The organism is Chryseobacterium oranimense, from assembly GCF_900129755.1.
GTDB classification, from domain to species: Bacteria; Bacteroidota; Bacteroidia; order Flavobacteriales; family Weeksellaceae; genus Chryseobacterium; species Chryseobacterium oranimense.
On sequence record NZ_FQWT01000002.1, the window covers coordinates 229265 to 255984 of the forward strand.

The 26720-nt window shown below is 38.0% G+C and carries 19 protein-coding genes and 1 pseudogene; 5 read left to right on the forward strand and 15 right to left on the reverse strand.

Translation table 11 applies throughout. The features are described from left to right. Positions 1–44: 44 nt before the first annotated feature. The 15 genes and pseudogenes from BUB03_RS07635 to BUB03_RS07710 form a co-directional block, all read right to left on the reverse strand. Positions 45–1001: a transporter gene (locus tag BUB03_RS07635; RefSeq protein WP_228417799.1), complete on the reverse strand. Its 957-nt coding sequence runs from the start codon at positions 999–1001 to the stop codon at positions 45–47. Next, positions 998–2044, reverse strand: coding sequence for a cytochrome-c peroxidase (locus BUB03_RS07640; RefSeq protein ID WP_073061659.1), 1047 nt, complete (start codon positions 2042–2044; stop codon positions 998–1000). Before BUB03_RS07640 ends, BUB03_RS07635 begins: the two co-directional genes overlap by 4 nt. Further along, positions 2037–2864, reverse strand: coding sequence for an MbnP family protein (locus BUB03_RS07645; RefSeq protein ID WP_073061662.1), 828 nt, complete (start codon positions 2862–2864; stop codon positions 2037–2039). Before BUB03_RS07645 ends, BUB03_RS07640 begins: the two co-directional genes overlap by 8 nt. A 178-nt stretch (positions 2865–3042) precedes the next feature. After that, positions 3043–3411 carry a hypothetical protein gene (locus tag BUB03_RS07650; RefSeq protein WP_073061665.1) on the reverse strand — a complete coding sequence of 123 codons (369 nt, stop codon included), beginning with the start codon at positions 3409–3411 and terminating at the stop codon, positions 3043–3045. Between the two features lie 3 nt (positions 3412–3414). Next, positions 3415–4089, reverse strand: a complete 675-nt coding sequence (locus BUB03_RS07655) for a superoxide dismutase (protein ID WP_040993488.1) — start codon at positions 4087–4089, stop codon at positions 3415–3417. A 178-nt stretch (positions 4090–4267) separates the two neighbouring features. Beyond that, the gene (locus tag BUB03_RS07665) at positions 4268–4951 is read right to left on the reverse strand and encodes an SCO family protein (RefSeq protein ID WP_073061671.1); all 684 of its coding nucleotides are present in this window, start codon (positions 4949–4951) and stop codon (positions 4268–4270) included. After that, entirely contained in the window at positions 4938–5213 is a 276-nt protein-coding gene (locus BUB03_RS07670) for a YHS domain-containing protein (protein WP_073061673.1), read from the reverse strand. Before BUB03_RS07670 ends, BUB03_RS07665 begins: the two co-directional genes overlap by 14 nt. Before the next feature lie 148 nt (positions 5214–5361). Next, entirely contained in the window at positions 5362–5772 is a 411-nt protein-coding gene (locus BUB03_RS07675; RefSeq protein ID WP_228417801.1) for a hypothetical protein, read from the reverse strand. A 318-nt stretch (positions 5773–6090) separates the two neighbouring features. After that, the gene (locus BUB03_RS07680; RefSeq protein ID WP_073061678.1) at positions 6091–8055 is read right to left on the reverse strand and encodes a heavy metal translocating P-type ATPase; all 1965 of its coding nucleotides are present in this window, start codon (positions 8053–8055) and stop codon (positions 6091–6093) included. Positions 8056–8099: 44 nt separating this feature from the next. Beyond that, entirely contained in the window at positions 8100–8519 is a 420-nt protein-coding gene (locus BUB03_RS07685; RefSeq protein ID WP_073061681.1) for a Fur family transcriptional regulator, read from the reverse strand. 15 nt (positions 8520–8534) lie between these two features. Beyond that, positions 8535–9431, reverse strand: a pseudogene (locus BUB03_RS07690) (cation diffusion facilitator family transporter). 22 nt (positions 9432–9453) lie between these two features. Next, entirely contained in the window at positions 9454–10335 is an 882-nt protein-coding gene (locus BUB03_RS07695) for a bestrophin family protein (protein ID WP_040993482.1), read from the reverse strand. Between the two features lie 128 nt (positions 10336–10463). Then, on the reverse strand, positions 10464–11714 hold the full coding sequence (locus BUB03_RS07700) for an efflux RND transporter periplasmic adaptor subunit (protein ID WP_073061684.1): 1251 nt from the start codon (positions 11712–11714) through the stop codon (positions 10464–10466). A gap of 1 nt (position 11715) precedes the next feature. Next, positions 11716–16077, reverse strand: coding sequence for a CusA/CzcA family heavy metal efflux RND transporter (locus tag BUB03_RS07705; protein ID WP_073061686.1), 4362 nt, complete (start codon positions 16075–16077; stop codon positions 11716–11718). A 134-nt stretch (positions 16078–16211) separates the two neighbouring features. Continuing rightward, positions 16212–16535 (reverse strand): DUF6660 family protein, encoded by a 324-nt coding sequence (locus tag BUB03_RS07710; protein WP_073061688.1) that lies wholly within the window; start codon positions 16533–16535, stop codon positions 16212–16214. Between the two features lie 127 nt (positions 16536–16662). On the opposite strand from BUB03_RS07710, the gene BUB03_RS07715 reads away from it, so the two are divergent. The 5 genes from BUB03_RS07715 (at position 16663) to BUB03_RS07735 (ending at position 26719) form a co-directional block, all read left to right on the forward strand. Beyond that, positions 16663–17133, forward strand: a complete 471-nt coding sequence (locus BUB03_RS07715; RefSeq protein WP_073061691.1) for a hypothetical protein — start codon at positions 16663–16665, stop codon at positions 17131–17133. Positions 17134–17508: 375 nt separating this feature from the next. Continuing rightward, positions 17509–18471, forward strand: a complete 963-nt coding sequence (locus tag BUB03_RS22065; RefSeq protein WP_073062701.1) for a hypothetical protein — start codon at positions 17509–17511, stop codon at positions 18469–18471. Positions 18472–18476: 5 nt separating this feature from the next. Further along, positions 18477–19547: a hypothetical protein gene (locus BUB03_RS21545; RefSeq protein WP_139258798.1), complete on the forward strand. Its 1071-nt coding sequence runs from the start codon at positions 18477–18479 to the stop codon at positions 19545–19547. A 6-nt stretch (positions 19548–19553) separates the two neighbouring features. After that, complete coding sequence (locus tag BUB03_RS07730; RefSeq protein ID WP_073061692.1) at positions 19554–20030, forward strand: hypothetical protein; 477 nt, start codon at positions 19554–19556, stop codon at positions 20028–20030. Between the two features lie 50 nt (positions 20031–20080). After that, entirely contained in the window at positions 20081–26719 is a 6639-nt protein-coding gene (locus BUB03_RS07735; RefSeq protein ID WP_073061694.1) for an RHS repeat-associated core domain-containing protein, read from the forward strand. Position 26720 lies beyond the last annotated feature (1 nt).

Here is a 26720-nt window from a genome sequence, read left to right on the forward strand (position 1 = left end):
GTTGATTGGCTAACGGTGGCTGAGGCTCCCGAAGCCACCATTGCTTAAATTCCAAAATTGATAAAGACACTGAACCTTGATTTCGCTTCAATATCACCACCGGCCAGATGGGAATAAACAGGCAACATTACTTCACTTCCCAGGCTGATTTTTTTATAGGATGCCTCAAAACCGAGTTTTCCATATAAAGCGCTACCTGCCGTATTGGGCAAAGCTTCATTAAACTGTTTGTTCTGATCATAAACTTCGCCCTGAAGTCCAGTTTTAGCAGAAAAAATAGTGTTTTTGTTTCCTGCAAGCTGGTAAAAGCCTGTTGCTGCATAATTCCACTGGTTTCCGAACCGGTAATTTTTTCTGTTTTCAGTTTTTATGGTGTAATCTGTATTGACCAGTACTGCCAGCTTATTCTTTTGAAATTTATAATTTAAAGCGGCCTGATAATCCCAGCTTCCAGTTCCGAGCTGAAAACTTGGATTGACGCCGGAAGCTCCCTTCTCATCAAATCTCCCTAAAGGAATTTTCACTCCTAAACCGCCATTAAGCTGATGAAAACTATCCTTGGAACTGATGATCCGGTAAATTCCCATCAGGTTCAGATCTCCGATCCCGTTAATATTGATGTCGCCCTGTATTGTTTTCTTTTCATGAAAATGGAACGGCAGGCTGGCATATACACTCAGTTTTTCCGTCAATGGAATTTTCCCCCAAACCTGCAGGGTATTAAAATACTGATCCTGTGTAAGGTCTTTTACAAAAAGGTTTTCTTTGGCTTTATAATGCTGTGCAAAATATTTGACCCCGATAAACTGGGGATTCAGTAAAGACTCAAAACCGGAGGAACCGTTTCCTGCTGCACACCCGCAGGCATCACAGTCATCCGGCAGAATTCTGTTAATATCATGTTCCATATAAAGTCTGTCATTAATGGTTTTAGCCTGACAGACAACCGATACAGCTAAACTTAGTATAAAAATTATTTTTTTCAGGTTCATGAGGTTCATTCTGCAAATTTTGGATTAGAAATAAAGTTTTTATCGGATAAGGATTTCAGAAAAGCAATGATAAACTGCTTTTCCTGGGGATTCATCGCAATTCCGACATGCCCGTTCTTTTTCAGCTGCGGATCAAGGTTGGGATTATCTTCTACTTGATCCGAATAGAAATTAAGAACTGCTTCGAGTGTATAAAATCTTCCATCATGCATGTATGGAGCTGTATATTCTATATTTCTCAGGCTCGGCACACGGAATTTCATCCAGTCATTCTGATCGAGGGTTACACGGTAACGTCCGGCATCCTTAAACTGAATGTTGTAATACATTCCTGTATTCCTGAAACTTTCATCGGTGAATAACTCCCCGCTGTGGCAGGAGGCACATTTCTGCTGAAAGAGAGCCATTCCCTTGGATTCTTCAGAAGTAAACGCTTCCCTTCCCTGTCTAACCCTGTCGTATTTGGAATCTGCGGAGATCATACTCACCATGAACTGTGACAGGGCTTTCAGTACTCTTTCCCCTGTTATATTTTCATCACCATAAGCCGCTGCGAAAAGCTTTTTATACTTTTGATCTGCTTTCAGTTTTGGAATTATTTCAGGCATTGAACTGTCCATTTCATTTACATCTGTGATTGGGCTGATGGGCTGTTCATTCAGGTTATGGATCACTCCGTCCCACATATACCTTTTGAGGAATGCCATATTTTGAATGGGCGGTGCATTACGGATTCCAATCCTGTCATCCACTCCGTGACTTACGGTATGCCCGTGATGCGTAAAAGCATTTTCCTGAATATGGCAGAAACCACATGAGATGGTATTGTTCCTGGAAAGTCTTCCTTCATAGAACAGTTTCCGGCCGAGTTCTACTCCATTTTTGGTTACGGGATTACCGGAGGCGTCAAAAGTCATTTCAGGGAAATAGGAGGGAAAACTGAGGGAATAGGCCTCATCTTTTTCCAGAGGCTCGATCACCTCATCTGAACAGGAAAGGCAAGCCCAAAAGGGAATGACAACCAGCATTATTTTGAATACAAACCTAGTCATTGTGAACGTGATCTACTTTAAACATGGCCGTAAGGTTATTGGTAACATCCACCAGATGCTGGCTGGAGCCCATCATCATATTGTTTTCTGTAGTAAGGGAAAGAGTTTTGCTTCCGCTCAGAAACTGATTTAAATCTGCAAGAATATGGATTGAAGGCTTTATCTGTGAGCTTACTCTTGCGGTAGTTGGAAGATTCAACGTAATTTCCCGGTAAAGATCTGGGGTATTATTAGCCGTAACATTTCCCATGTTTCCGGTATGATTCATAAATTCTGTATCTGCTGCCGTATTACCGTACTTCCCTTCCAGTTTTACAAAAACATATCCTGCTGCCCAAGACCAGGACATTCCCTTCTGTTTGGCCCTCGTCCAGAATTCTGCCTGCCCGTCCTGCCCCAGCAGGTAAGCATTCTGGCTGATCCCCAGCCCGAATTTCACTTTTTTATAATTGTTTTTAGGAATGCCATTAAGATTGATATAAACAATACCTGCAACAGCATCGGCCTGATCTATGATGAAAGCGCCTTTATCGGGATTGTTTTCGTTGTATTTGAATTCTTTTCCGCTCTCGTCAATCAGTGAGATATTGCTGATGACATATTTCAGGGCTGAAAAGCTATGCTTCTGCCCTGCTGCTGAAGTTTGTACCGTTTGGTTCAATACAATATCACCCAGATTATTGAATCCGTTCTCAAACTTGATCTGGAGATTTCCGGTTGAAGTATCCTGCGGATCGTCGTCATCGCTATTCTGACATGAGGATAAAGTAAACAGGCTAAAGGCAATGAATAATAATGATAAAAATTTATAGGTTTTCATTTTGATTTTTTAAGTTGAATTGTTTGAAATAGAAATGTGTTTGAATGAATGAACATTCAATTTTTTTAACTGCAGAAGACACAAAAGTTTTTTAACACTTTAGGTATTTAAAGTGTATATAAAACTGCTTAAGAAAATTCTTTGTGGTCCTTGTGGTGGGTAAAAATTAAAATTGAACTTAAAAAACCGGTGGTTTGAAAATGTTTTTCAGAAACAGAAAAGCATAGGCTGTTTCGTAGAGGAAATTAAAATGGAGAGAAGGGAATGTATTTGTATTCTGAACTGATACAATGTCAGGAAGTGTACAGATATCAAGAATTTTCTGTCCTGAGCTTTTGGCTTTGTTTAAAGGCGAAGAATCCGTATCATTCGTTTTTGCAATTTCTTTGCTTACGTAGCATTTTCCGTTGCAATGGAGTTCCGGTTTGTTTTTGTTGATACAGAGAACGGTGGAAATATAATTATAATTTACAGCATACTCCACCAATGGGATCAGAGGTCTGAACGCCATATAAAGGGTGAGGAATATGCTGCAAATTAAGTTCATCTTTTATTTTTTGCTTATCGCTTCATCATATCTTCTGCTTACTTCTTTCCAGTTAAGCACATTCCAGATGGCAGTAAGATAGTCTGCTCTTTTGTTCTGATATTTCAGGTAATAAGCATGTTCCCAAACATCAATCCCTAAGATAGGTGTTCCTTTTTCTTCCACCACATCCATTAAAGGATTATCCTGGTTAGGGGTAGAAGATACAAACAGTTTCCCGTTCTTATCCACAGAAAGCCATGCCCATCCGGAACCAAAACGGTCTGCACCAGCCTTGCTGATCTTTTCTTTGAATGCATCCATGCTTCCGAAAGTTTCAGTGATCGCTTTAGCCAGTTTTTCAGAAGGCTTGGTATCTTTTACAGGGGTAAGAACCGTCCAGAAAAGCTCGTGGTTGTAATGCCCTCCTGCATTATTTCTTACTGCCGGCGTAAGTTTAGAAACTCCTGAAAGGATCTGGAACAAAGTCTGCTTCTCCTGTGGCGTTCCCGCAATGGCTTTATTCAAATTGGCTACGTACGCAGCAGCGTGCTTTGAATAGTGAATTTCCATAGTCTGTGCATCTACCGAACCTTCCAGTGCATTATAAGCATACGGAAGCGGAGTCTGCTTAAACTGCGCAAAAGCGAACTGTGCGGCAAATACGGCACTTAAAGCTGCTATTTTCAAAATCTTCATAACGTTTTGTTTTTATGGTTTAACAATATTTCTTTCTTAAAAGAAGGGATGCAGGAAGACATTTTCTGCATCAGGATTACTTTCCTTCACCTTTACTACTTCATTCGTAATTTCATTCATCATTCCCTACCATCAACTTCCAGCTTCATTCTTCCGTCTTCCAAGCCTGCTCCCTGTCCTATTTTAATAATTTCTTAATATCCTCGATCAATATTTCCCGGTCAGGATGGTATTTCCCGTTAAGCTTTGGAGTTTTCCCCTCCGGGTCTTCATAATTCAATCCGGAATAATACAGGATCGGCATATTGTCTTTATTGTATCGGCAACGGATATTTCCTTCCTTATCTACCAAAGCGATCATCCCGCTGTGGTTCAGGCTTTCACTGTCGTCTTCTTTATCACCCACATAGATATTAAACTGGTCTGCCAGTTTTCCGATATAGTCTCTGTTCCCGGTAAGAAAATGCCAGTCCGGAGATTTTGCCCCTACGCTTTTAGCATGTTCTTTCAAAGCAGCTGGGGTATCGTTTTCAGGATCAATGCTTATAGAAATGATCCCGAATTCCGGGTTGTTTATCTCATCTTCGATAAACCTCATATTCCGGTTCATCACAGGACAAATCGTAGGACATCTGCTAAAGAAAAACTCTACCAGATATACTTTTCCCAGCATATCTTTATTGGTGATTTTTTTATTATTCTGGTCGGTGAGTTCAAAATCGGGAACCTTCATTACAGTGTACAGGTTCTTCTTAAAATATCCCATTCCAACCCCTATTCCCAGAAACAGTAGAGCAAAAATTGCAATCGGAATGATCACCTTTTTCTTTGCACCGTTGTTGGTCTTATTATTTTTGGGCATATTTCTCAGGATTTTTTTTGAACTCGTCTTTGCAATAGCTACTGCAAAAACCGTACGTTTTATTTTTATAGACTGCCGTATCTTTCATATCGTCTTCTGTTTTCATATGGCATATCGGGTCTTCTGCGTTGACAAATTTGCTTTTCTTCACAATAGATTTCGAAGAAGCAGTACTCTTTTTATGCTTTACTTTAGGTGTTTCCTGGGCACACGCAAATAATGAAACTGACAGTAATGCAGTTAAAATAATTTTTGATTTCATTTTAATGATAAATTGAAATTAATCGTATGATGAATATGTGAATAAATTACTAACTCAAAAGTTATCATCATTTAATGCTGGTTGTTAAAAAACATCTAACAATTAAATAGAGATATCCTTGAGAAAAAACTAAAAGAATAGTTGAAAATTATACCAAGGGAGGATGGAAGATCCGTGCGAAATATTCTGAATAATGATCATTGATATAATCTGAATATTTGACTTCCCTTTCAGGGTCAGATCCTTTCTGACCTAAAAAGGAAAGGATGTCGTTGGAAACAAAAACATCCAGGCCGGATATTTTGACCACCTGGGAATTGCCGGACTGCTTTTCCGTTTTAGCCAGTTCTTTGCTGACATAGCATTTTCCTTTACAAGTAGACTGAAGGATATTTCTGTTCTCACAAAGGTTTTTTACAATATAATCATAGTTCACCGCATAGTTGATCAATGGCAAAACGGGGCGTAATGCAATGGTAAAAATGATGAATATGGAAATAAAAAATCTCAATGATCCGTTCTGTTGTACAAATATACTACTGAAATTGGGTTTATGCATTATTTATGATGAATGTCATTGTTATTTTTGAGTGGATACGGGGTTTTGAGTTATTCTTTCTCTCGCGGGTTGTGGTGATTTTGCAGTTTTTTTTAAATGAAAAACCTTATAGATTTTGGAAATCTATAAGGTTTGAGTGTTTTTATTTTTAAATGGATGATGTTGTGTTTTTTAATCGAAGGCGCGAAGAATATTACAAAAAAAGATGCTTTAGGGCGCAAGGATTTTATCTCCGATAAAATTTTATAATCCTAATAATGGCTCGTTTTAACCTAGAAGCTATTGTTTGGCGCCTGCTAGCTGAAATCTATTATCAACCTAGTTAAACTTCATTCTCTGGATTCTCACTGCATTTAAGATCGCCAGCATCGCTACTCCCACATCTGCGAATACAGCTTCCCACATGGTTGCCAATCCTCCTGCACCAAGAGCTAAAACAACAGCTTTTACCGCAAAGGCCAGAACAATATTCTGCCAAACGATCTTTTTGGTCTGTTTACCGATATTGATCGCCATTGGAATTTTGCTCGGTTTATCGTCCTGAATAACTACATCTGCAGTTTCAATCGTAGCATCACTTCCTAGCCCGCCCATGGCAATTCCAACGTCGCTGAGTGCAACTACAGGGGCATCATTCACTCCATCTCCTACAAAGGCAACGGTTTGATTTTTGGCTTTGATGTCTTTTACTTTATTCACTTTGTCTTCCGGCAAAAGATCTCCGAAGGCATTGTCGATACCCAGTTGATCTGCCACATATCTGACAACGGTACCTTTATCACCGCTGAGCATAGTAGCTTTCACACCCATTCTGTGCAGACTTTCAACGGTTTCTTTTGCATCTGTTTTAATGCTGTCCGCAATGGTGATATAGCCAGCAAATTGTTTATCATAAGCTATGGCAATCAGAGTATACACAATATTAGCATGGTTGATATCATAAGGGATACTGAATTTATCCATCAGCTTAAAATTACCTACCAGCAATTCTTTTCCGTTAACGGAGGCTTTCAGGCCATGCCCTGCAATTTCTTCCACATTTTCCAGAGGAACGGAATGATCGATCTCGCCTGCATAATTGTGGATAGCTGTGGCTACAGGGTGTGTACTTTTATTTTCAAGGGCATTAACCAATTTCAGGATTTCATCTTTATCGAATTCGGGTTTAATGCTTACTTCCTGTACTTTGAATACGCCTTCCGTCATGGTTCCGGTTTTATCCATCACCACATTCCGGATTTCTGCAATGCTGTCCAGGAAATTACTTCCTTTAAACAAGATCCCGTTTCTGCTCGCAGCTCCAATCCCTCCGAAATACCCCAGCGGAATAGAGATCACCAATGCACAAGGGCATGAAATCACAAGGAATATCAAAGCTCTGTACAACCAGTCTCTGAATATATAATCATCTACAAAAAAGAAAGGCAGCAGACAGATTCCTATCGCCAGAAATACAACAATGGGGGTGTATACTTTTGCAAATTTCCTGATGAATAATTCAGTCGGGGCTTTTTGGGCTGTGGCATTCTGGACCATTTCCAAAATTTTGCTCAGCTTGCTGTCTTCATAGGCTGTATTTACTTTGACAAGGGCAATGCTGTTCATATTGATCATTCCTGCCAGTACGATTTCTCCTTTTGCTTTAGTGTCCGGTTTACTTTCACCGGTGAGCGCGGCGGTATTGAATGAAGCCGATTCGGTTATCAGTTCACCATCCAGAGCCAATTTCTCACCGGGTTTCAACTGAATAATGTCTCCTATTTTGGTTTCTTTGGCTTTAATGGTTCTCGGCTGACTGCCTTCCATAACAGTGACCTCATCAGGACGCTGATCCAGCAGTGCTTTAATGTTTCCTTTGGCTCTTGTAACAGCCATCCCCTGGAATACTTCTCCCACAGAGTAGAAAAGCATTACAGCAACACCTTCCGGGTATTCACCAATGGCAAATGCTCCTATCGTGGCGATTCCCATCAGGAAAAATTCGGAAAAGACATCTCCCTGGATGATACTTTCATAAGCTTCCTTCAAAACCGGAAGACCTACAGGAACATAAGCTGCCAGATACCATACTAATCGTACCCATCCTGTAAACCATTCGGTTTTTATATAATTGTCCAGTGCTATTCCTATCAGCAACAGCACAAAAGATATTATAGCAGGAAGAAACAGCTGAAAGGTTGTTTTATCCCCTATATCATGGGAGTGGTCGTGTCCGTCTCCTTCGGAATGATCATGTTTATGAGGTTCTTTATTTTTAGGTTTTGTGCTACAACATTCTTCCATAAATACTATTTTGATGTAAAATTAAGACTAAACTCAATGCAATACTATTGCAAATTTTCGAGGCAGTTCTCACAGATTCCTTTGGCAAAAAGTCTTATTTCATCTATTCTGAAACTGGTCTGAACATTTTCAGGGAAGGAAATATCTTCCCGGCAGGTGGTCTGCTTGCATATTTTGCAGTAAAAATGAAGATGCCAGTCTTTGTGCGTTTTCTCATCACAGCCGTCATCACATAATTTATATTTTGTGGTGGCATTTTCCTGGATGCTGTGGACAATTCCTTTTTCTTCGAAGGTTTTCAAAGTACGGTAAATGGTAGTTCTGTCCGCATTTTCAAAATGGTTTTCAACTTCCGAAAGTGAAAGGGCTGCTTCCTGTGTACTTAAAAAATCATATACCAGAATCCTCATACTGGTGGGCTTGGTATTTTTATCGATAAGTTTGGTTTCTATATCTTTTTTCATTTTGTAATTTCTTTTTTAAAGGTGTACTTCCTGTTCTTCATAACCTTCTTCTTCAATCTGAAAAGTGGTATGAGAAATTTTAAAATTTTCTTTTGTAACGTCCGTTAAGGTTTTGAGCAAATGATTCTGCCCTGTTTGCTTGTCTTTCACGATGTGAGCACTCATTGCATTTACACTTGAGGTCAGCGACCACACGTGAAGATCATGAACGCTTTCCACACCCGGAATTTTTTCTAATGACTGACGAAGCTGATGAATATCAACATCTTTTGGAGTTCCTTCCAGCAGAACATTGACTGCTTCCTTCAACAAACGCCATGTTCTTGGAAATATCAAAAGCCCGATAACCGCTGAAATAATCGGATCTGCGTAATACCAGCCTGTCGTCAGCATAATAACTCCTGCAACCATCACTCCAATAGAGGTCAGCATATCAGAAAGTACTTCAAAATAGGCTCCTTTCATATTCAGGCTTCCTTCTGAATCTTTTCTCAGGATCATCATTCCGATAATATTTACTACCAATCCTATTCCGGCTACAACCAGCATGGTTTTACTCTGAACTGCCGGAGGATTCTGGAATCATTGGTAAGCTTCATACAATACGTAAAGGGAAATTCCCAATAATACCACGGCATTGATGACTGCTGCCAATATTTCTGTCCGGTAGTACCCGAATGTTTTGGAAGCATCAGCTTTTCTTTCTCCTATTTTGATAGCAATAAATGCAAGAAGCAAGCCTACAACGTCTGTCAGCATGTGTGCTGCATCTGCCATCAGGGCAAGACTTTGGGTAATGAGGCCGCCGATCACTTCAGCAATCATATAGGCTCCGCTTAACAGCAGAACAAAGAGTAAATTCTTTTTGTGTCTGCTGGCCGGTGAACCTGTCTGTATTTTTATTTCTTCCATGTTTTTTTGAAATTTTAACTGATTACATTACGTAATACAAAGGATTTTCTTTTCTAACAGGAACATACTGATCTCCTGTCATTTGTTTTATATTCATTTCAATAGTCTGTGCCAGTGAAGTCACAGGCGTATCTACAGGTCCGTTTTCAAAAGGATCCTGCATGATGATGGATGTCTTCTCTATGGCAAGAAACATGACCGGAATAAGGAAGGTGATTACTATTTCAACAGCCAGCTGAGAATCATCCAGTCCAAACGGAAGGATAGCGGCAAAAACATAAATCAGGGTATGCAGTAAAATACTGTAAGATCTTGGGAAAACCGTATTCTTCAGTCTTTCACATTTTCCCATGCTGTCGCATAGCCTGGTGATGATGTCATTCAGCTGCATTTGCTGAAAGTCTGTTAATCCTTTTGAAGATGCTGTTTCTTTGAGCTGTTGGGAATGGGCATCCAGCAGCGCATTCGGAATATTGTCTGCTTTGATCTGATGCTGACCCAGATAGTTTTGAACCTTATCTGAAAAAGGCAGCCTTCTCAGAGATTCACCAAGAGCATAGGTCCAGATGATTTGTCTTTGGGCAAATTCCTGGATGATTTTATCTTCTCCTGCCGGAAAAAACTGGATGATTAACCTCATCAGAGTTCTGGAATCATTAACTATCGCTCCCCAGACTGTTCTGGCCTCCCACCATCTTTCGTAAGATTGGGAAGTACGGAATGCCAGCAGTAATGATACGGCTGTTCCCAACAGTGCCGGAATATTAAGGGGAAGTGAAATTTTCCTGAACCATGGAAGAAGGTCCAATAATCCTATGGATACAGCAAATATTGCCATAAACAGGATCTGAGATCTTATTTCACGGATGAAATACCAGATGGATATTTTCTTATTTAACAGCATAACTGAAATGGTATATTAGAATGTTCTTATTCTGTTTCTGAAAATGTACCGTAAACCCCTCTAATTTAGGCATAAAAATCGGCACCTTTTCCGGTCTGTTCTTATAAATTGCTTATCATTTCCCGTTTTTAATGCTCATGCCCTCCGGAATTGGAAAGTTTTGCATTAACAAAAAATGCTCCCTTCACTACTATTTTAGCATCGGCAGGAACTTCTTTCACAGGGGTAATTGCTGTATATCCCATATCTGAAGTTCCTTTTACTACTTCCACCTTTTCAAAATTGATAGTCTTTTGTTTATGCTTAGGCTCCTCTCCCTCTTTCTCGCCGTCCGCTTCTTCATGTGCTTCAGCCTTTTTGTCGGTCTGAACAAACACATAATATTTTCCGTCTGCTTCTACGATGGCTTCATTGGGGACTGCGGGTGTAGTGTTTTTATCTAAACTGACAATTCCGGTGATATTCATTCCGTCGATCAGTCCTGCTTTATTTCCGGTGACTGTGCCATGTACTGAAACGGTTTTGCTTTCGTTTTCAAATGAGGAACCTACACTGTAAACCATGGCGTCATATTCGGTTTCAGGGTTATTGGTCAATTTGAAATGAACGATCTGCCCTACTCTCATTTTGGGAAGATCTTTTTCAAAAACCTGAAGATCCAGATGGATAGAATTGTTATCAATAATTTCTGCCACAGGTGACGAAACATCTACATAGCTTCCGATCTGTGCTGAAATACTGCTGACCGTTCCGCTGATCGGTGCTGTAATCACTAAGCCGGATCTCATATTGCCATTACTTACTTTCCCCGGGCTGATTCCCATCATCTGAAGCTGTCTTAAAAGGGAGGCTTTTTTAGTCCTCAGGGTTTTAAGCTCTGCATCTGAGCTCTGCAGGTTTTTCTTCGCGCCGGCATCGTTGTCAAAAAGTTCACGCTGTCTTCTGTACTCCTGCTCTGCGTAGGTAATTCTGCTGTTCGTTGTTAAATATTCTTCCTGTAGCCGGATAAATTCAGGGTTTGCAATAGTTGCAATCACCTGTCCCTTTTTTACGATGCTTCCTACCTGTACATTCAGGGTTTTAATTACTCCGCCATAGAGGGAAGTTATGGTTGCCTTATTATTATTGGGAACCCTCAGAAGGCCGTTTGCTTTAACTGTTGAGGTAAGTTCTTTCATCTCTACAGGGCTTAAGGATATCCCAACTGATTTGATTTGTTCTTCCGTTAATGACGCAATGGTCTGAGGGACTTCTTCATGACCCGCTTCTGCCTTTTCAGTTTTTACTTCGGACGTTCCGGCCTGAACCTCTTTTTTCCCACAGCTTACAAGTAAAAGTACTGTGACGGTCAGATATATGATATTGTGCTTTATTTTCATGTTATTTATTGATGATTGAATTAATGGTAACGACAGACTGATTGACCTGCTGGATGGATTCAAGGTATTTTAACTGAATATTGGTAGCAGTCTGAAGAGCAAAAAGATATTCTACATAGGAAATTTCTCCTGTTTTATAGCCTAATTGGGCTGTTTTGACAATTTTTTCAGCATTAGGAATTGCCTGCTTGACATAATACTCATACTGCTGCGTATCCTGCCGGTATTGTTCAAAAGCATTTTCAAGCTGTGCTGAAAGCTGGTTCTGTTTCATTTTTGCATTGGTTTCGGCGGCCAGCTTTTCATATTCCAGGGACTGCATTCTTGCTTTTGTCGCTCCAAATGTCAAAGGAATGGCAACGCCTACAGAAAACGAATTGAAACGATCTCCGGCATTATAGAATTTCTCCTGTCCGTTTTTGGTATGGAACCCAATCAGTGACTGGCTGGTCAGTCCAATGCTGAATTCGGGAAGTCCCTGTGATTTTTCTACGCTTTTATTCTTTTCAGCAATTTCCATTTCATGATAAAAAGCTTTGACCGCAGGATTGTTGGCTACCGATGAGCTGTCCAGAATATTTTCGGTCTTCAGGGGTTCATAATTATTTTTAAAAGGCACTTCAATATCCTCAGAAGTATTCAGTAATGTCTTCAGGTTTTTATAAGCATTGTTCAGATAGACTTCGTTCTGTTTCAGCAGCAGGCTGATTTCTCCTTTTTGGGTTTCTGCTGTATTAATTTCAATCTTTTTGATATCCCCTGCTTTAAATCTTACAGTGGCAATCCTGATAAAATCCTGGTAAAGACTGTCAAGATCTTTCAGTTTGAATTTATTATACTGAAGGTACTCGATCTGATAATAATATGACCGAACCTGCTTTGTAAGCTCATTGACAGAAATTTCCTTATCGATCTGACGGCTTTTTATATTTTCCGCAATCAATTCTCTTCTTGCCCTGAATAGTGTAGGGAAAGGAATGCTTTGCGAAATGGCAAACGACTGGTCAAATTTCGGGCTGTTATATTGCCCCAGCTGGGCTTCAAAATTTAATTTGGGAAGCTCTTTTGCTGTGCCTTTCAGGGCTTCCGCAGATTTTATATTGAGATCTTTTGATTTTAATGCCAGATTATTTTCTGCAGCCATTTCTACTGCCTGATCCACGGAAATCTGTCTGGCTTGCGCTTTAAAGGTCTGCCCGACCACCAGAAATCCAAGAATAATAACTGTAGTGATAGGTTTAATTTTATTCATCTTTCGAGGAATCTTTGTATTAAAAATGATATACAGCATCGGCAGGACAAATAAGGTAAGGAATGTAGCAGTTACCAATCCTCCGATTACTACGGTTGCCAAAGGTTTCTGTACTTCGGCTCCGGCTCCTGTGGAAATTGCCATCGGCAGAAAACCCAATGAAGCTACTGTTGCGGTCATCAGAACGGGTCTTAATCTGGCTTTTGTCCCTTCATATACTCTTTTCAATACATCTGTTTCACCATCTTTCTCCAATTGATTAAAGGTTCCGATTAAAACAATTCCGTTAAGAACTGCCACCCCAAAAAGAGCGATAAATCCGATACCGGCGCTAATACTGAACGGCATATCCCTCAAAAGAAGGGCAAATATACCTCCGATGGCACTCATTGGAATAGCTGTAAAGATTAATGCGGCCTGCTTGAAGGAATGGAAAGTGAAATATAAAAGCATAAAAATCAGGAAGAGGGAAACCGGGACTGCGATCATCAGACGTTTGCTGGCTTCCTGTAGATTTTCGAACTGTCCGCCATAGGTAAAATAATATCCGGAAGGTAATTTGATCTGCTGATCCAGTTTAGTCTGAATATCTTTGACTACACTTTGTACATCACGGCCTTTTACATTAAAACCGATTACAATTCTTCTTTTTCCTTCTTCACGGCTGATCTGTGCCGGCCCCAGTTTATAGCTGACATTAGCTACCTGGGAAAGCGGGATCTGTGTACCTGCTCCCGTTGCGATCATTAAATTATTTACATCATCGATACTGGTCCTGTGCAGACTGTCGAGACGGACTACAAGGTCGAAGCGTCTTTCGTTTTCAAAAACCTGACCGGCCGTTTTACCTGCAAAGGCGGTACTTACGGCATTGTTTACATCTTCTATATTTAATCCGTAATTCGCCATTCTCGTTCTGTCGTATTCTACATTGATCTGTGGAAGCCCGCTTACTCTTTCAATCTGTGGAGCAGTTGCGCCTTCAACAGTCTGGATAATTTTTCCAACTTTATCCGCATAAATAGAAAGTGAATCGAGGTTTTCTCCAAAAATTTTAACGGCAACGTCCTGTCTGATCCCGGTCATCAGCTCATTGAAACGCATCTGGATTGGCTGGTTCTTTTCAAAAAACACTCCGGGAATGGTTTCTAATTTTTCACTGATCTCATCAGCCAGTTCTGTATATGACTTTTTGGATTTCCATTCGCTTTGCGGTTTTAAAACAACGATCAGGTCGGAGGCTTCGGGAGGCATCGGATCGGTAGGAACCTCAGCGGAACCGGTTTTCCCTACGACCATTTTCACTTCATCAAACTGTTTGATCATTCTTGAAGCCTGCATGGAGGTTTCGATACTTTGACTGAGGGAGCTTCCCTGAGGCAGGATACAGTGGAATGCATAATCCCCTTCCTGCAACTGTGGGATAAATTCTCCTCCCATGTTCTTAAAAATAAAAGCACTGATGATAAAAATGAAAACCGTAGCTGATACAATGATGTATTTTACTTTCACTGCTTTCCGCAGCAGCGGCTGATAGATTTTCTGCAAAAAATTCATCATTTTGTCTGAGATAGTTTCTTTATGTGAAATCTTTTTAGACAAGAATAATGCGCTCATCATCGGAATATAAGTCAATGAGAGGATCAAAGCTCCTAAAATGGCAAATCCTACTGTTTTAGCCATTGGTGTAAACATTTTCCCTTCCACACCGGCCAATGTAAGGATCGGAATGTAAACGATCAGAATAATAATTTCTCCGAAAGCAGCACTACTCCTGATCTTCGATGCGGAAAGAAAAACTTCTTCGTTCATTTCACTTTGGGTAAGCGTCCGCATAGATTTTCTCAGCCCTAAATGATGTAAGGTGGCTTCCACAATAATTACTGCGCCATCTACAATCAACCCGAAGTCTATTGCTCCAAGGCTCATTAAATTGGCACTCACTCCAAAAACATTCATCATTCCCAAAGCAAAAAGCAGCGATAGTGGAATAGCTGAAGCCACAATAAGTCCCGCCCTAAGGTTTCCAAGGAAAACCACCAGTACAAAAATGACAATTAAGGCACCTTCAATAAGGTTCTTTTCTACAGTGTTAATTGCTCTTCCAACAAGATCTGTTCTGTCCAGGAAGGGCTCTATGACCACATCATCCGGAAGTGACTTCTGAATGGTCGGGATTTTAGCTTTAATACGGCTGACCACTTCGTTACTGTTGGCTCCTTTCAGCATCATGACTACGCCGCCTACTGCATCTACTTTTCCATCGTAAGTCAATGCCCCGTAACGTACAGCATTTCCAAGACGGACATCTGCAACATCTTTTATAAATATGGGAACGCTTCCGGTTTCATTTTTTACGGAAATATTTTTAATGTCTTCCAGTGAGGCCACAAGGCCAATTCCGCGGATAAAATAAGCATTTGGCTTTTTGTCGATATAAGCTCCCCCGGTATTCTGGTTATTTTTTTCCAACGCTGTAAATATGTCGGTAATACTTACCCCCATCGCTTTAAGGCGGTCCGGGTTTACACCTACCTCATACTGTTTCAGTTCTCCTCCGAAGCTGTTAATTTCTGCAACGCCCGGAGTTCCGTTCAGCTGTCTGCGGACGATCCAGTCCTGCATGGTACGGAGTTCTTTGGCCGAATATTTCTTTTCGCTGCCTTTTTTGGGATGAAGGATGTACTGATATACTTCCCCGAGGCCGGTACTTACAGGGGCAAGTTCCGGTGTCCCTACTCCTTTGGGAATTTCTTCCACGGCCAGTTTCAGCTGTTCATTGATCAGCTGTCTGGCAAAATAAACATCTACATCTTCTTTGAATACCACAGTGATTACGGAAAGCCCGAACCTGGAAATACTTCTGGTTTCTTGGATATCCGGAATGTTTGCAATACTCTGCTCTATAGGAAAAGTTACAAGCTGTTCCACTTCCTGTCCTGCCAGAGTAGGACACGCGGTGATGATCTGCACCTGATTGTTGGTGATGTCAGGAACGGCATCTATGGGAAGTTTTGTAGCACTCCATACTCCCCAGATGATCAAAAGCAAGGTCATAATACCGACGACCAACTTGTTTTTGATACTGAATTTTATGATTTTATCTAACACAATCTGTATTTAATTTTAATTGGTAATTACTGCATACGGCGGTAATGCCGATGCAAAAATATCACGAAGACCTCTGCAATAACATTGCAAAGTTCAATAGATCAGAAAGCATAACTTTCTAATAATCAGTAAAATTAAATTTTAGGAGGTTGCCAGATATGATCATACATCTGGTAAGCAAAATTGTTGTTATGAAAAAGAATTTTCTTTGAAAAATAAGCCTGAACATGGCTCTGAATTTGAAACAAAGGATCCATTTTGAAAGAAGACACAGTCATCTGACAGCAGCTACAGGTACACAACGGTGAGCATATATCTCCCTGATCTTTGGAATGGGACTCCTGGATATTGAAAGACAGTCTTGTCTCTGAAGTTCCTGAAGAGCGGTGCACATCTTCACAAGGCATCAGTGATAATGCCATGAAATAGAATGCAAGTATCCATCTTAACAGGTTCATATGGACAAAGGTAGAGTTTTTTTCTAAAACGGAAAGTATTTATTGTATTCTTAACATCATATTGATTTTTTAAAAGAGGTGTATATTTTCTTTATTTTTGAGATATGGATTATATCCAAAATAACCTATGAAAAAACTTTTTTTAATTCTTTTATGCTTAGTTTTATTCTGCTGCGTAGGATCTGATACTGAGTTTCTACCTCAGACTGTTTCTGAAGCTAAGAGCAGACATCTTTTCATTAAGGAATATCTTCCCACAGAAAATAAGGTGATCATCAACCAGGGAGAATATGAGATCGTAGAAGCCTTTACTTCTTTCAAGTTTAATTCAAAAAATGATCAAACAATCAATAAAAATTTCTTCGCATTCAGTGTAAGAATTAAAAATCTAAAAACAGGTAAGGCAGGTCTTTCCCTTGAAGACAGTGATCACAGTCAGTTCCTTGATTTTCACTGTGATTTCTGCGGAGGTATCAATAATGATAATCTTGTGCTCTATTATAATGATATTAGCAAAAGGGAGAGTCTTGACAGTATTAAGATCGGTTTTAAAGATAAGAATGGAAATGAGAAGATTGTTTATTTTGTGAAAGAATAATGACAATTCTTTGGTAAAATAAAAGGTTTGTCTCTTAATTATCTTTTTTCAAAATCTCTAATAAAATTACATTACGAAAAATATCTACCTCCAAATACCGAACAATTACTAAAAAAATAAGAACTCTTATTCATTTCTATAACATCTCGAAATTATAATTTAGTATTTATAGTAATAAAAGTACTATCATTTTGATGGGAAAATAAATACACCAAATTTTAACGTTTCATAAAATATATTTACACTTACAGTTAATCAATTGTAAAATATTAACTATGAAAAGATTCATATAATCATCGATCAAATAAATCTTTTTATTGTGAACTAAAAAGGATAATTTTGTAAAAACATTTAACATATTTTAAGATTATTATGATGGAAAAAAAATTACTGATGTCCTCCCTATTGATATCATCTTTTAGCTTTGCACAGCTGGCTGTTCCCTCTGGACAGGTGCAAGCAACTACAAATACATCTACGGGGAACATAGGAATTGGCACGAATAATCCTCAAGCTAAATTTGATATTGTTTTTGGAGGAGAACCGAAAACAATAAAGTTTTTAGAATCATCAAATGCTGTCAATTCTATGAATTCAATGTTACGTTTTACTTGGTATAATGATACAGCAGATTTAGGAATTGTGAGAAGTGGTAGCGAGCCTATAGAAGCAATGGCAATAAGATTCAATCAAAACGAAGTAGCAAGATTTACGCCAAATGGAAATGTTGGGATAGGAATTAAAAATCCATTATATAATTTAGATGTACAGGGTACATTTAGAATAGGTAATGCAGGACGCTTTACATTCAATGGAGCTGCAGATTTATGGCTTCAGTATCCAGACAGAGGTTCAGGCGGCCGTGCTATGGTACACGACGGGGGCAACGTACTTACGTTAAATTATGCTAATGATTTCACCGGAGGTACCCGCTTAGGCACAAGTTTTTTAGTCAAAGATGAGAATGCTTCTTTACAAGGGAAATTAGAAGCCAAAGAAGTAAAAATAACTCTTACACCAACAGCAGATTTTGTTTTTGATGATAATTATAATCTTCCAAATCTCGAAGATGTAGAAAAACATATTAAAGAGAAGAGACATCTCCCCGAAATTGCTTCAGCAAAAGTGATGGAAAAGGAAGGCGTAAATGTGGGTGAATTTCAAATTAAGCTATTGCAAAAAATAGAAGAGCTTACCCTATACTCAATAGAGCAAAGTAAGCAAATAAAATTACAATCAGAACAAATTAGGTTGCTTAAGGAAGAAAATAAAACTCTAAACATACAATCTGAAAAACTGGAAAAACAACTGGAAAAACTTTTTTCTGAAAAAAAATAAACATTATGAAACAAAAATTATTATCATTAGCCCTATTGGCATCATCTTTTTCTTTTGCACAATTATACACTCCAGCTGGCACACTACAAACCTCTTCAAATAACAATGTTGGCATCGGCACAAATGCTCCTGAGGGAAGCCTTGATATTAATGCCAACAGCGGGATTCCTATTATTAGAGGTAATGGAGATTATATTCCTACCGGACTGAGATTTATTGATGATTCATATACACAATCCGGCCAAGTAAAGGAATGGAGTATATGGAAAGGAAATACTTGGGCAAAAGGGTTGGGATTCATGAGATATGATGCAGTCAACCGTTGTGCGGGTGGAATTTGTGATGTGCCTTTATTCTTGTCAGACAATGGCAATATCGGTATAAATACACCCTCGCCCCAAGAGAAACTTTCGATTTTTGGGAAGCATTATACTTCTACGATCTTATTGCATGCAGACAATGATGGTAATGCTCCTGCTGATTTAATGATTTGGGCTTCTGAGCCAGGATTAACCTATTCCGGAGTAGGAATTGGAAATAATATGAAAAATTTTTTGAATGGGGGCAGTATGGAAAGAATAAATCCTTCAAAAGGAGGTTCATATATTCGATTATTAGATAATGAGATTAATTTTAACTTGGTATCCGGTACAGGGCTTAAGCAACAGACTTTTACCTTACATTCCAACGGCAACGCCTCACTGCAAGGTAAATTTGAAGCTAAAGAAGTAAAAGTAACTCTTACACCAACAGCTGATTTTGTTTTTGATGATAACTATAACCTTCCAAATCTCGAAGATGTAGAAAAACATATCAAAGAGAACAGACATCTTCCCGAAATTGCTTCAGCTAAAGTAATGGAAAAGGAAGGCGTAAATATGGGTGAATTTCAAATTAAGCTACTGCAAAAAATAGAAGAGCTCACTCTATACACAATCGAGCAAAGTAAGCAAATAAAATCTCAATCAGAACAAATTAGATTACTTAAAGAAGAAAATAAAGCTCTAAACATGCAATCTGAAAAGATTGAAAAAATTGAAGCACAACTGGAACAACTTCTTTCTGAAAAAAAATAAACACTTATGCAAAAAAAATTACTTTCGATATTCTCATTATTTGTAGGTTTCTTTGGATATTCCCAGACAGAGGTCTATTTCAAATATGATGAAGCAGGAAACCAAATATACAGGGGGCCTAACGCTACAGGTAAAAATGCACCTGCTGAAGCGGCTAAACAAGAAACTAAAACAGTAGCTCCACTGCAACAGCAAGAAGTTCCTGCTATGGATGAAAAAACTTTCTTAAAACAGATCAGACTTTATCCTGTACCGGTAAATGATGTTCTCACCATCGACTGGACGCAAGAAGCTGATGACCTTATAGAATCTGTTTCATTATATCAGCACAGTACAGTACACTGGAAATTCCAGCAACAGAATATTCCGGGGTTAAACCGTCAGCTTAAGATTAACATGACAGGTTATGACTGGGGCGTTTATATCCTACGTTTTACTCTGAAAGACGGAAGAGTCTTCAGCAGAAATGTGACCAAACGATAAGCTATTTTCTGATTCATTATTTATCAATTTATTAACACAAAGAAAAGAATATGAAAATTTTCTATTCATTCATTATATCCTGTATCTCAATATTGGGATACTCTCAAACGATATTATACCAAACTGAAAGTACCTCGCGAACAGTTCAGGATCCACAGACTGTTGTGCTTGCACAAGGATTTCATGCAACATCAAATGTATCCAATCCCTTTATTGCTAAAATTGGTCCGGGTACTGAAAACCTGGGCGGTGGGCCTGCAGATTCAGATGCAGGCGCAACCAACCCATCAGGAACAACTGCTCCGGCAGGACAGAGTTTTCATGACACTAAAGGAAATATAGAAGTCAGTGGAGCAGGGCAATTGCAATTTACCCTGCCGATTGATCTGCCTCAGGGTGTGAAAACTGTTTCTCCCAATATGAGTTTAATCTATCTGAGTAACTCCGGAAATGGAATTGCTGGTTTTGGATGGGCTTTATCAGGCGTTACTACTATTTCCAGAAGTGGAAAAAATATTGAAAAAGACGGAGAGTTAACCAGTGTAAAATTAAACTATTCAGACTATTATAGTTTTAACGGGCAGAGACTGATTCTAAAATCCGGAGAATATGGTAAAGATGGCGCAGAATATGTTACGGAGAAGTACTCAAATATCAAAATAAAATCAGTTGGGGCAATCACAGGTCAGACATGGCAAGGTCCCGAATACTGGGAAGTGACTTTTGAAGACGGTTCGCAGGCTTGGTATGGCGGTATTACTTCGGGAGCAAGTTTAGCCAGAACCCCTATTGAATACAATATTGCTAAATGGAGAGATGCTCAGGGAAATTATATTATATATAACTATGTACAAACTGCATCTAAAAATGTAGCTTCAGTTTCTAGCATTCAATGGGGAGGAAACGAAGTATTAAATACTCCTGTAATCAATGAAATCACATTTAACTATATGCCTAGAACTTTGTCTGAGCAGTATTATGTTGCTGGAGTTTCATTGATTCAGGACAGGATATTGGATAATATTGTTGTGAAAACGAACAACAATTCCTATAAAAAATATACTATTGAATATGGCAACAATGGTACAAGCTATCAGTTTGTTAATAAAATTACGGAATACAATTCCGAAGGAGCTGCTGCCAATCCTATAGCATTTGATTATCCTCAACCCGTTCCTGCTTCTGTGGATCCAGACTATTTACCCAATAGTGATCCGTTTAGCGACGTAAAACTGACAGGTGACCTCAATGGGGATTCCTATATCGATTTTGTTATGTCAAATGGTACTGTGAAATTAGGCGCATTTAATAATGACACTTTTACGACGATTATCACCAATAAATATTTTGAAACTAATGCAAAAGTAGTGAGTACATTACTGGACGAAGAAGGACAAATCTATAATGGGAATGGAATTGTACAATATGAAGAAGGTAAAATTGTAGGTTATATCTTCAGAAATAACATTTTTGTCAAAGTATTTGAAAAATTAGTTTATGATGAATCCGACTGTATTACAGGTAATGAACCTCCACCTGCGGGCTGTCGCATAGAGGTTTCGTCATTGAATGAAGGTGACATTAATGGGGATGGTATTTCGGATATTTTTTTGACTTTAAAAAAAAGAATTTGTGAATGGATACCAGATCCCGCTTGTAATAATATTACTCCAAATGAAACTACGAACCGTCCCGATCCGTGTACCATTCTCAGATGTGCGACATATGATGTAGGGAACTTTATTGTAGATTTAAAAAATCAGAATAATCCAGTTGCTACTTATACAATTGATGCAGGAATTAATGAAAACATTCTTTATAACCAGCAATATATGGATATAGATGGAGACGGAAAGGTTGAAACCATCAATGTCTCCAATAATGATTACAAAGTATTTGAATTTGTAAAAACGGCTCCGAATCAATATCTCAAAAAGATTAGGTTTACAAGCAATTTGGTTGAAACCAAAGATCCTGAATTCCCTGTACTATTTGGTGATTTTAATGGGGATGGTAAATTAGATTTTACAATTCCTGTAACAGATACGGCTATTGGTAAACCAGATAATTGGAGATTCTATATAGGAACAGGGACAGGATTCAATAATTTTCTTAAAATAGAATTTTTCTCTTATAGAAAACGTCAGACAGAGACTACGGGTAACTATAATAAATTTGCAAAACAGTATTTCTTTTCTATTGCTGATATAAATAAGGATGGAAAATCTGATGTTTTACAGATTTTCTCATATAATCAGATTAATCCTTACAGCGCACAAGGATATAGGGATTTCGGTTATGTCATAAGTACAAAATTGGCTAATGGAGCAGCTTCTGATGGTACGCTAAATTTCCAGCCCATACCATCCTTCGTTAGCCAAACTTACCAAGTACAGGATATTCAGGATCTAACATTGTTTACTCCTTTGACTAATCCAATAAAAGCAAATAATAACTACTATAATGTTTTTCTATATTGGAAGGAGCATCTACACAGAATAAAAGCACCTACACCACTTTCAGAATTGGCAAGGATTAAATCTATTAATCAAGGAAATGGGAGTATTATAACGGGAATTAGTTATTTGGAAGCAGTTTCTAATGGAACTAATATTTATAAGAAAGTTAAGAAAGAGCTTTATCCTTATTTTTCGTTAGAAAGAGTAGATCAGACCTTCGTTGTTTCCCAACTTCAGCAGGTAGGCAGAAAGCAGGATTTCCGATACAGAGGAATGACAGGGCATTTGCAAGGAAGAGGAAGTATTGGGTATCACCAAATGGCTCGATCTTCATGGTATGCAGATGGTTTTGAAAACACAAAAATATGGAGCGGTGTTGAAATGGATGCCCAAAAATTTGGTCAACAGGTAAAAGAATGGTCAATCAGAACTAACGACGAAAACCTGATTTTCCCGACAGATATTTCCGTTAATAATACTCAGTTATTATCATTTAAACAAAATAATTATACTATTCAGCAACTGCCTAACAAAGTTGATATAATTCTTCCTGAAATCATTATTGAAAAAGATTTCTTAAAAAACATTACTTTAACGAAATCAGTAATTTATAATAATTATTACTTACCAAGTTCCACCCAGATCAATATCAATAATAATTTTTCAACAATAAAAACTACTTTTGAATATATCCATAACCCAACAGGGATAGGCTCCAATTATTATATTGGTCGACCAGAGTCTAAAACTGTTATAACACAGGCTTATGGTGATACAAAATCTACAAAAGAAGAATATGTTTATGAAAGTAATCTTTTAAAAACACTTAAAACGTGGAACAGGGATAATACAGAATATTTACAGGAAACCTATAATTATGATGGTTTTGGAAACATGATTCAAAAAGTTATCACTAACAGTGTAGACTCTCAAACCCAAACCCGTACATCTAAATATGAACCTACAGGAAGATTTGTTGAAAAAAATACAGATAATCTCGGACTAGCGACCAGCTACACATACAATGATAGGGGACAAATCCTTACCCAGACGGATCCGTTGGACAATAAGCTCACCAATATCTATGATGGTTGGGGTAAACTAATGAAGTCTAAAACCAATCTCGAAGGAACAACAACATATCAATATGAAAGAGATAACCAATCAAATATAACTATTACTCAGTATGACCCTGATGGTGATGTGTCAAAAAAATTCACCAACAAATTAGGACAGGATTATAAAACATCTACAAAAGCATTTGGACAAGGACAATTTATATCACAGGAAACTCAATATGATGTTTTAGGTAGGAAAACGAAAGAGAGTGAACCTTATTTTGAAGGTGGAAATATAAGCCAGTGGAATGTCATTGCCTATAATGATACTTTTTATCCCGCTAAGATCACAGCAACGGCATTAGCAACCTTAAATAATGTAGGAGAAATATCTTCATTCTTGGGTAAGCAAATAGAAACCGTTACTTCTGGAAATACCATCTCCGTAACAGAAGTTAACGGATATGCAAGAACAAATAGTAAAACCACTGATGCTTTAAATAATGTTATTTCCAGTACAGATAAGGGAGGAACTGTCAATTTCTCTTACAATGCTGCGGGCGAACAGATAAAGGCACAATATGCCGAAAATATTGTTACCACCAAGTATGACTCGTGGGGAAGAAAATCTGAGTTCAATGATCCTTCCAACGGATTGTACAAATATGAATATGATCCTTTCGGACAAACTAAGAAAATTATAAGCCCCAAGGGAACTAAGGAGTATATTTATAATAATTTAGGTCAGCTTATTTCTCATGCAGAGATCTCTACAACAGATGGAGGGCAGGCAACCAATAAAATAATTTCTTATTCCTATGATAGCAAAGGAAGGATAATTTCAAAAAGCGGAACATCTAAAGGAAAAACTTATAGCTCAAATGTAGCCTATGATCCGCAGGGAAGATTATTATCTTCGTCTGAAAGCAGCAATGGAAGGTATTATATACAAAAAGGTATTACTTATGATGATAAGGCAAGGGTAATTTCTTACGAAAAACAATTATATTCTTCCGGTATTTTGACCAAAGTTACTGTAGAAAATGTATATAGTGCCTGGAATGGAGAGCTTTATCAAGTAAAAGATAAAAACTCAGGTAAAGTTTTATGGGAACTTAAAGAAACCAATGCTAAAGGTCAGGTTGTAAGAGCCAAATTAGGAGTTTCAGATATTAATAATACATATAATGATGCAACTGGATTCTTAACAGAAATCAAACATATTTCTCCTGTACAAAGTATTCTGAACATCCAGTATAATTTTGATGTTATTAAAAATGAACTTAAGTTGAGAAAAACTTTAGGTGATTTTAATATAATCGAATCATTTGATTATGATGACAATAACAGATTAATCAGCTGGACAAATCCTAGAACGGGACAAAACTCTCAAAATAGCTATGATACTAAAGGAAGGATTATAGAAATTGACCAGGTGGGGACAATCAAGTATGAAAACTCTACTAAAATCTATCAGCCAACAGGGATGACACTGAATGCAGCAGGTAGTCAGAATTATAATAATGACCTGATTCAAAGTATTGCCTATAACGAAAACAATGATCCTGTATTTATTAATGGTGAAAAAGGAGATGTAGCTTTTCAGTACGGCTTGACTAGTATGAGACAAAAAGTAAGCTATGGAGGAAATTTTGATCCTGATCAGGAAGGTAAATTTACTAAGTTCTACAGTGAAGACGGAAGTTTTGAAATCGTAAAAGACAATACAACAGGTAAAGAAAAACACGTTCTTTATATTGGTGGAAATCCATACGAAAGCAATATCATTTACCTGAAGAATTATGATGAAGCCAATGGATCTTACAAATTTTTACATAAAGATTATTTAGGAAGCATCTTGGCCATTAGCGATGAGGCAGGAAACAAACTGGAGCAAAGACATTTTGATGCCTGGGGTAATTTTACACATCTTCAAATAGGAAATGGAGCGATTATCACTGATAAGAATATAATTGACAACACTTCGTTATTATTGGAAAGGGGATATACAAGCCATGAACATTTTGCAGAGGTTGGAATCATTCACATGAATGGAAGACTGTATGATCCGTTACTGAGAAGATTCCTGAATGCAGATGAAAACATACAAGATCCTTACAATACACAGAATTATAATAAATATGGGTATGTAATGAATAATCCACTGATGTTTAATGATCCGAGTGGGGAATATTGGGAAGCAGGAGTCTTTTTAACTGCTGTAGCCATTGCGATACAAGGCGCCATAGTAGGTACAATAATTGCTGCAGGATTATATATAGTAAAATCCTTAGTTACAGGAAATTGGTCTTGGGGAGGTTTTGCTAAAAGTTTACTTTTAGGGGCTGTCACAGGAGCGGCAACAGGAGGACTCACCGGAGGAATGTCTGCCAGTGGCTTTAATGGAGCCGTAATTGTAGGAAGTATGACTGGTGCTATTTCAGGAGGAATAGATGCAGTATTTAATGGACAGAACTTCTTTACCGGTCTATATAGAGGTGCTGTAATGGGTGCTGCTATTGGTGGTGCCGGATATGCTATAAATTATTTTGTAAATGGTAGTTATAAATCTTATTATACAACTGATAATGGGGTTATGCAAAATGGTGAAAGCTATGATCCCACAATTAGTAATGAGACAATGAATAAAAATATAAATACTAAAAGAATAAATAACTTCACAAAAGATGAAATTCAAGAATTTGGTATTGGAAAGGAATATGTTGGAAAGCCAACATTAGATGGGCATTTATTACTAGGTAATGATAAAGGGGTTTTAGGATGGACAAAGCCAGTAGACTTTTTAACAGGAAAATCGGATATCGTTTATTCTCCTTTGGCTGCTCAAAATGACGTTTTACTAGGTAAAGTAATGGTTCACGAAACAGCACATGCGTTTTCTCAACGATTTCTTTCTTTAAGTATTGATATTAATTCCGGTTATGACGTAAGATTAAATACAACAGATCATTTGGCAATATACAAGTTAGAACATTTATACGCTAAAAAACAATTATATTTCAAAAACGGATATGTTGATATAACAAAGATAAAAGGAGTTTTTATGGAAGATATTGACCTTACATATAATGCTCTATCTCCTTTTGAGAAAAGTTTTTTTAATAAAGCTTATAATAGCTTTTATAAAATATTTAATAGATCAATGAAATAAT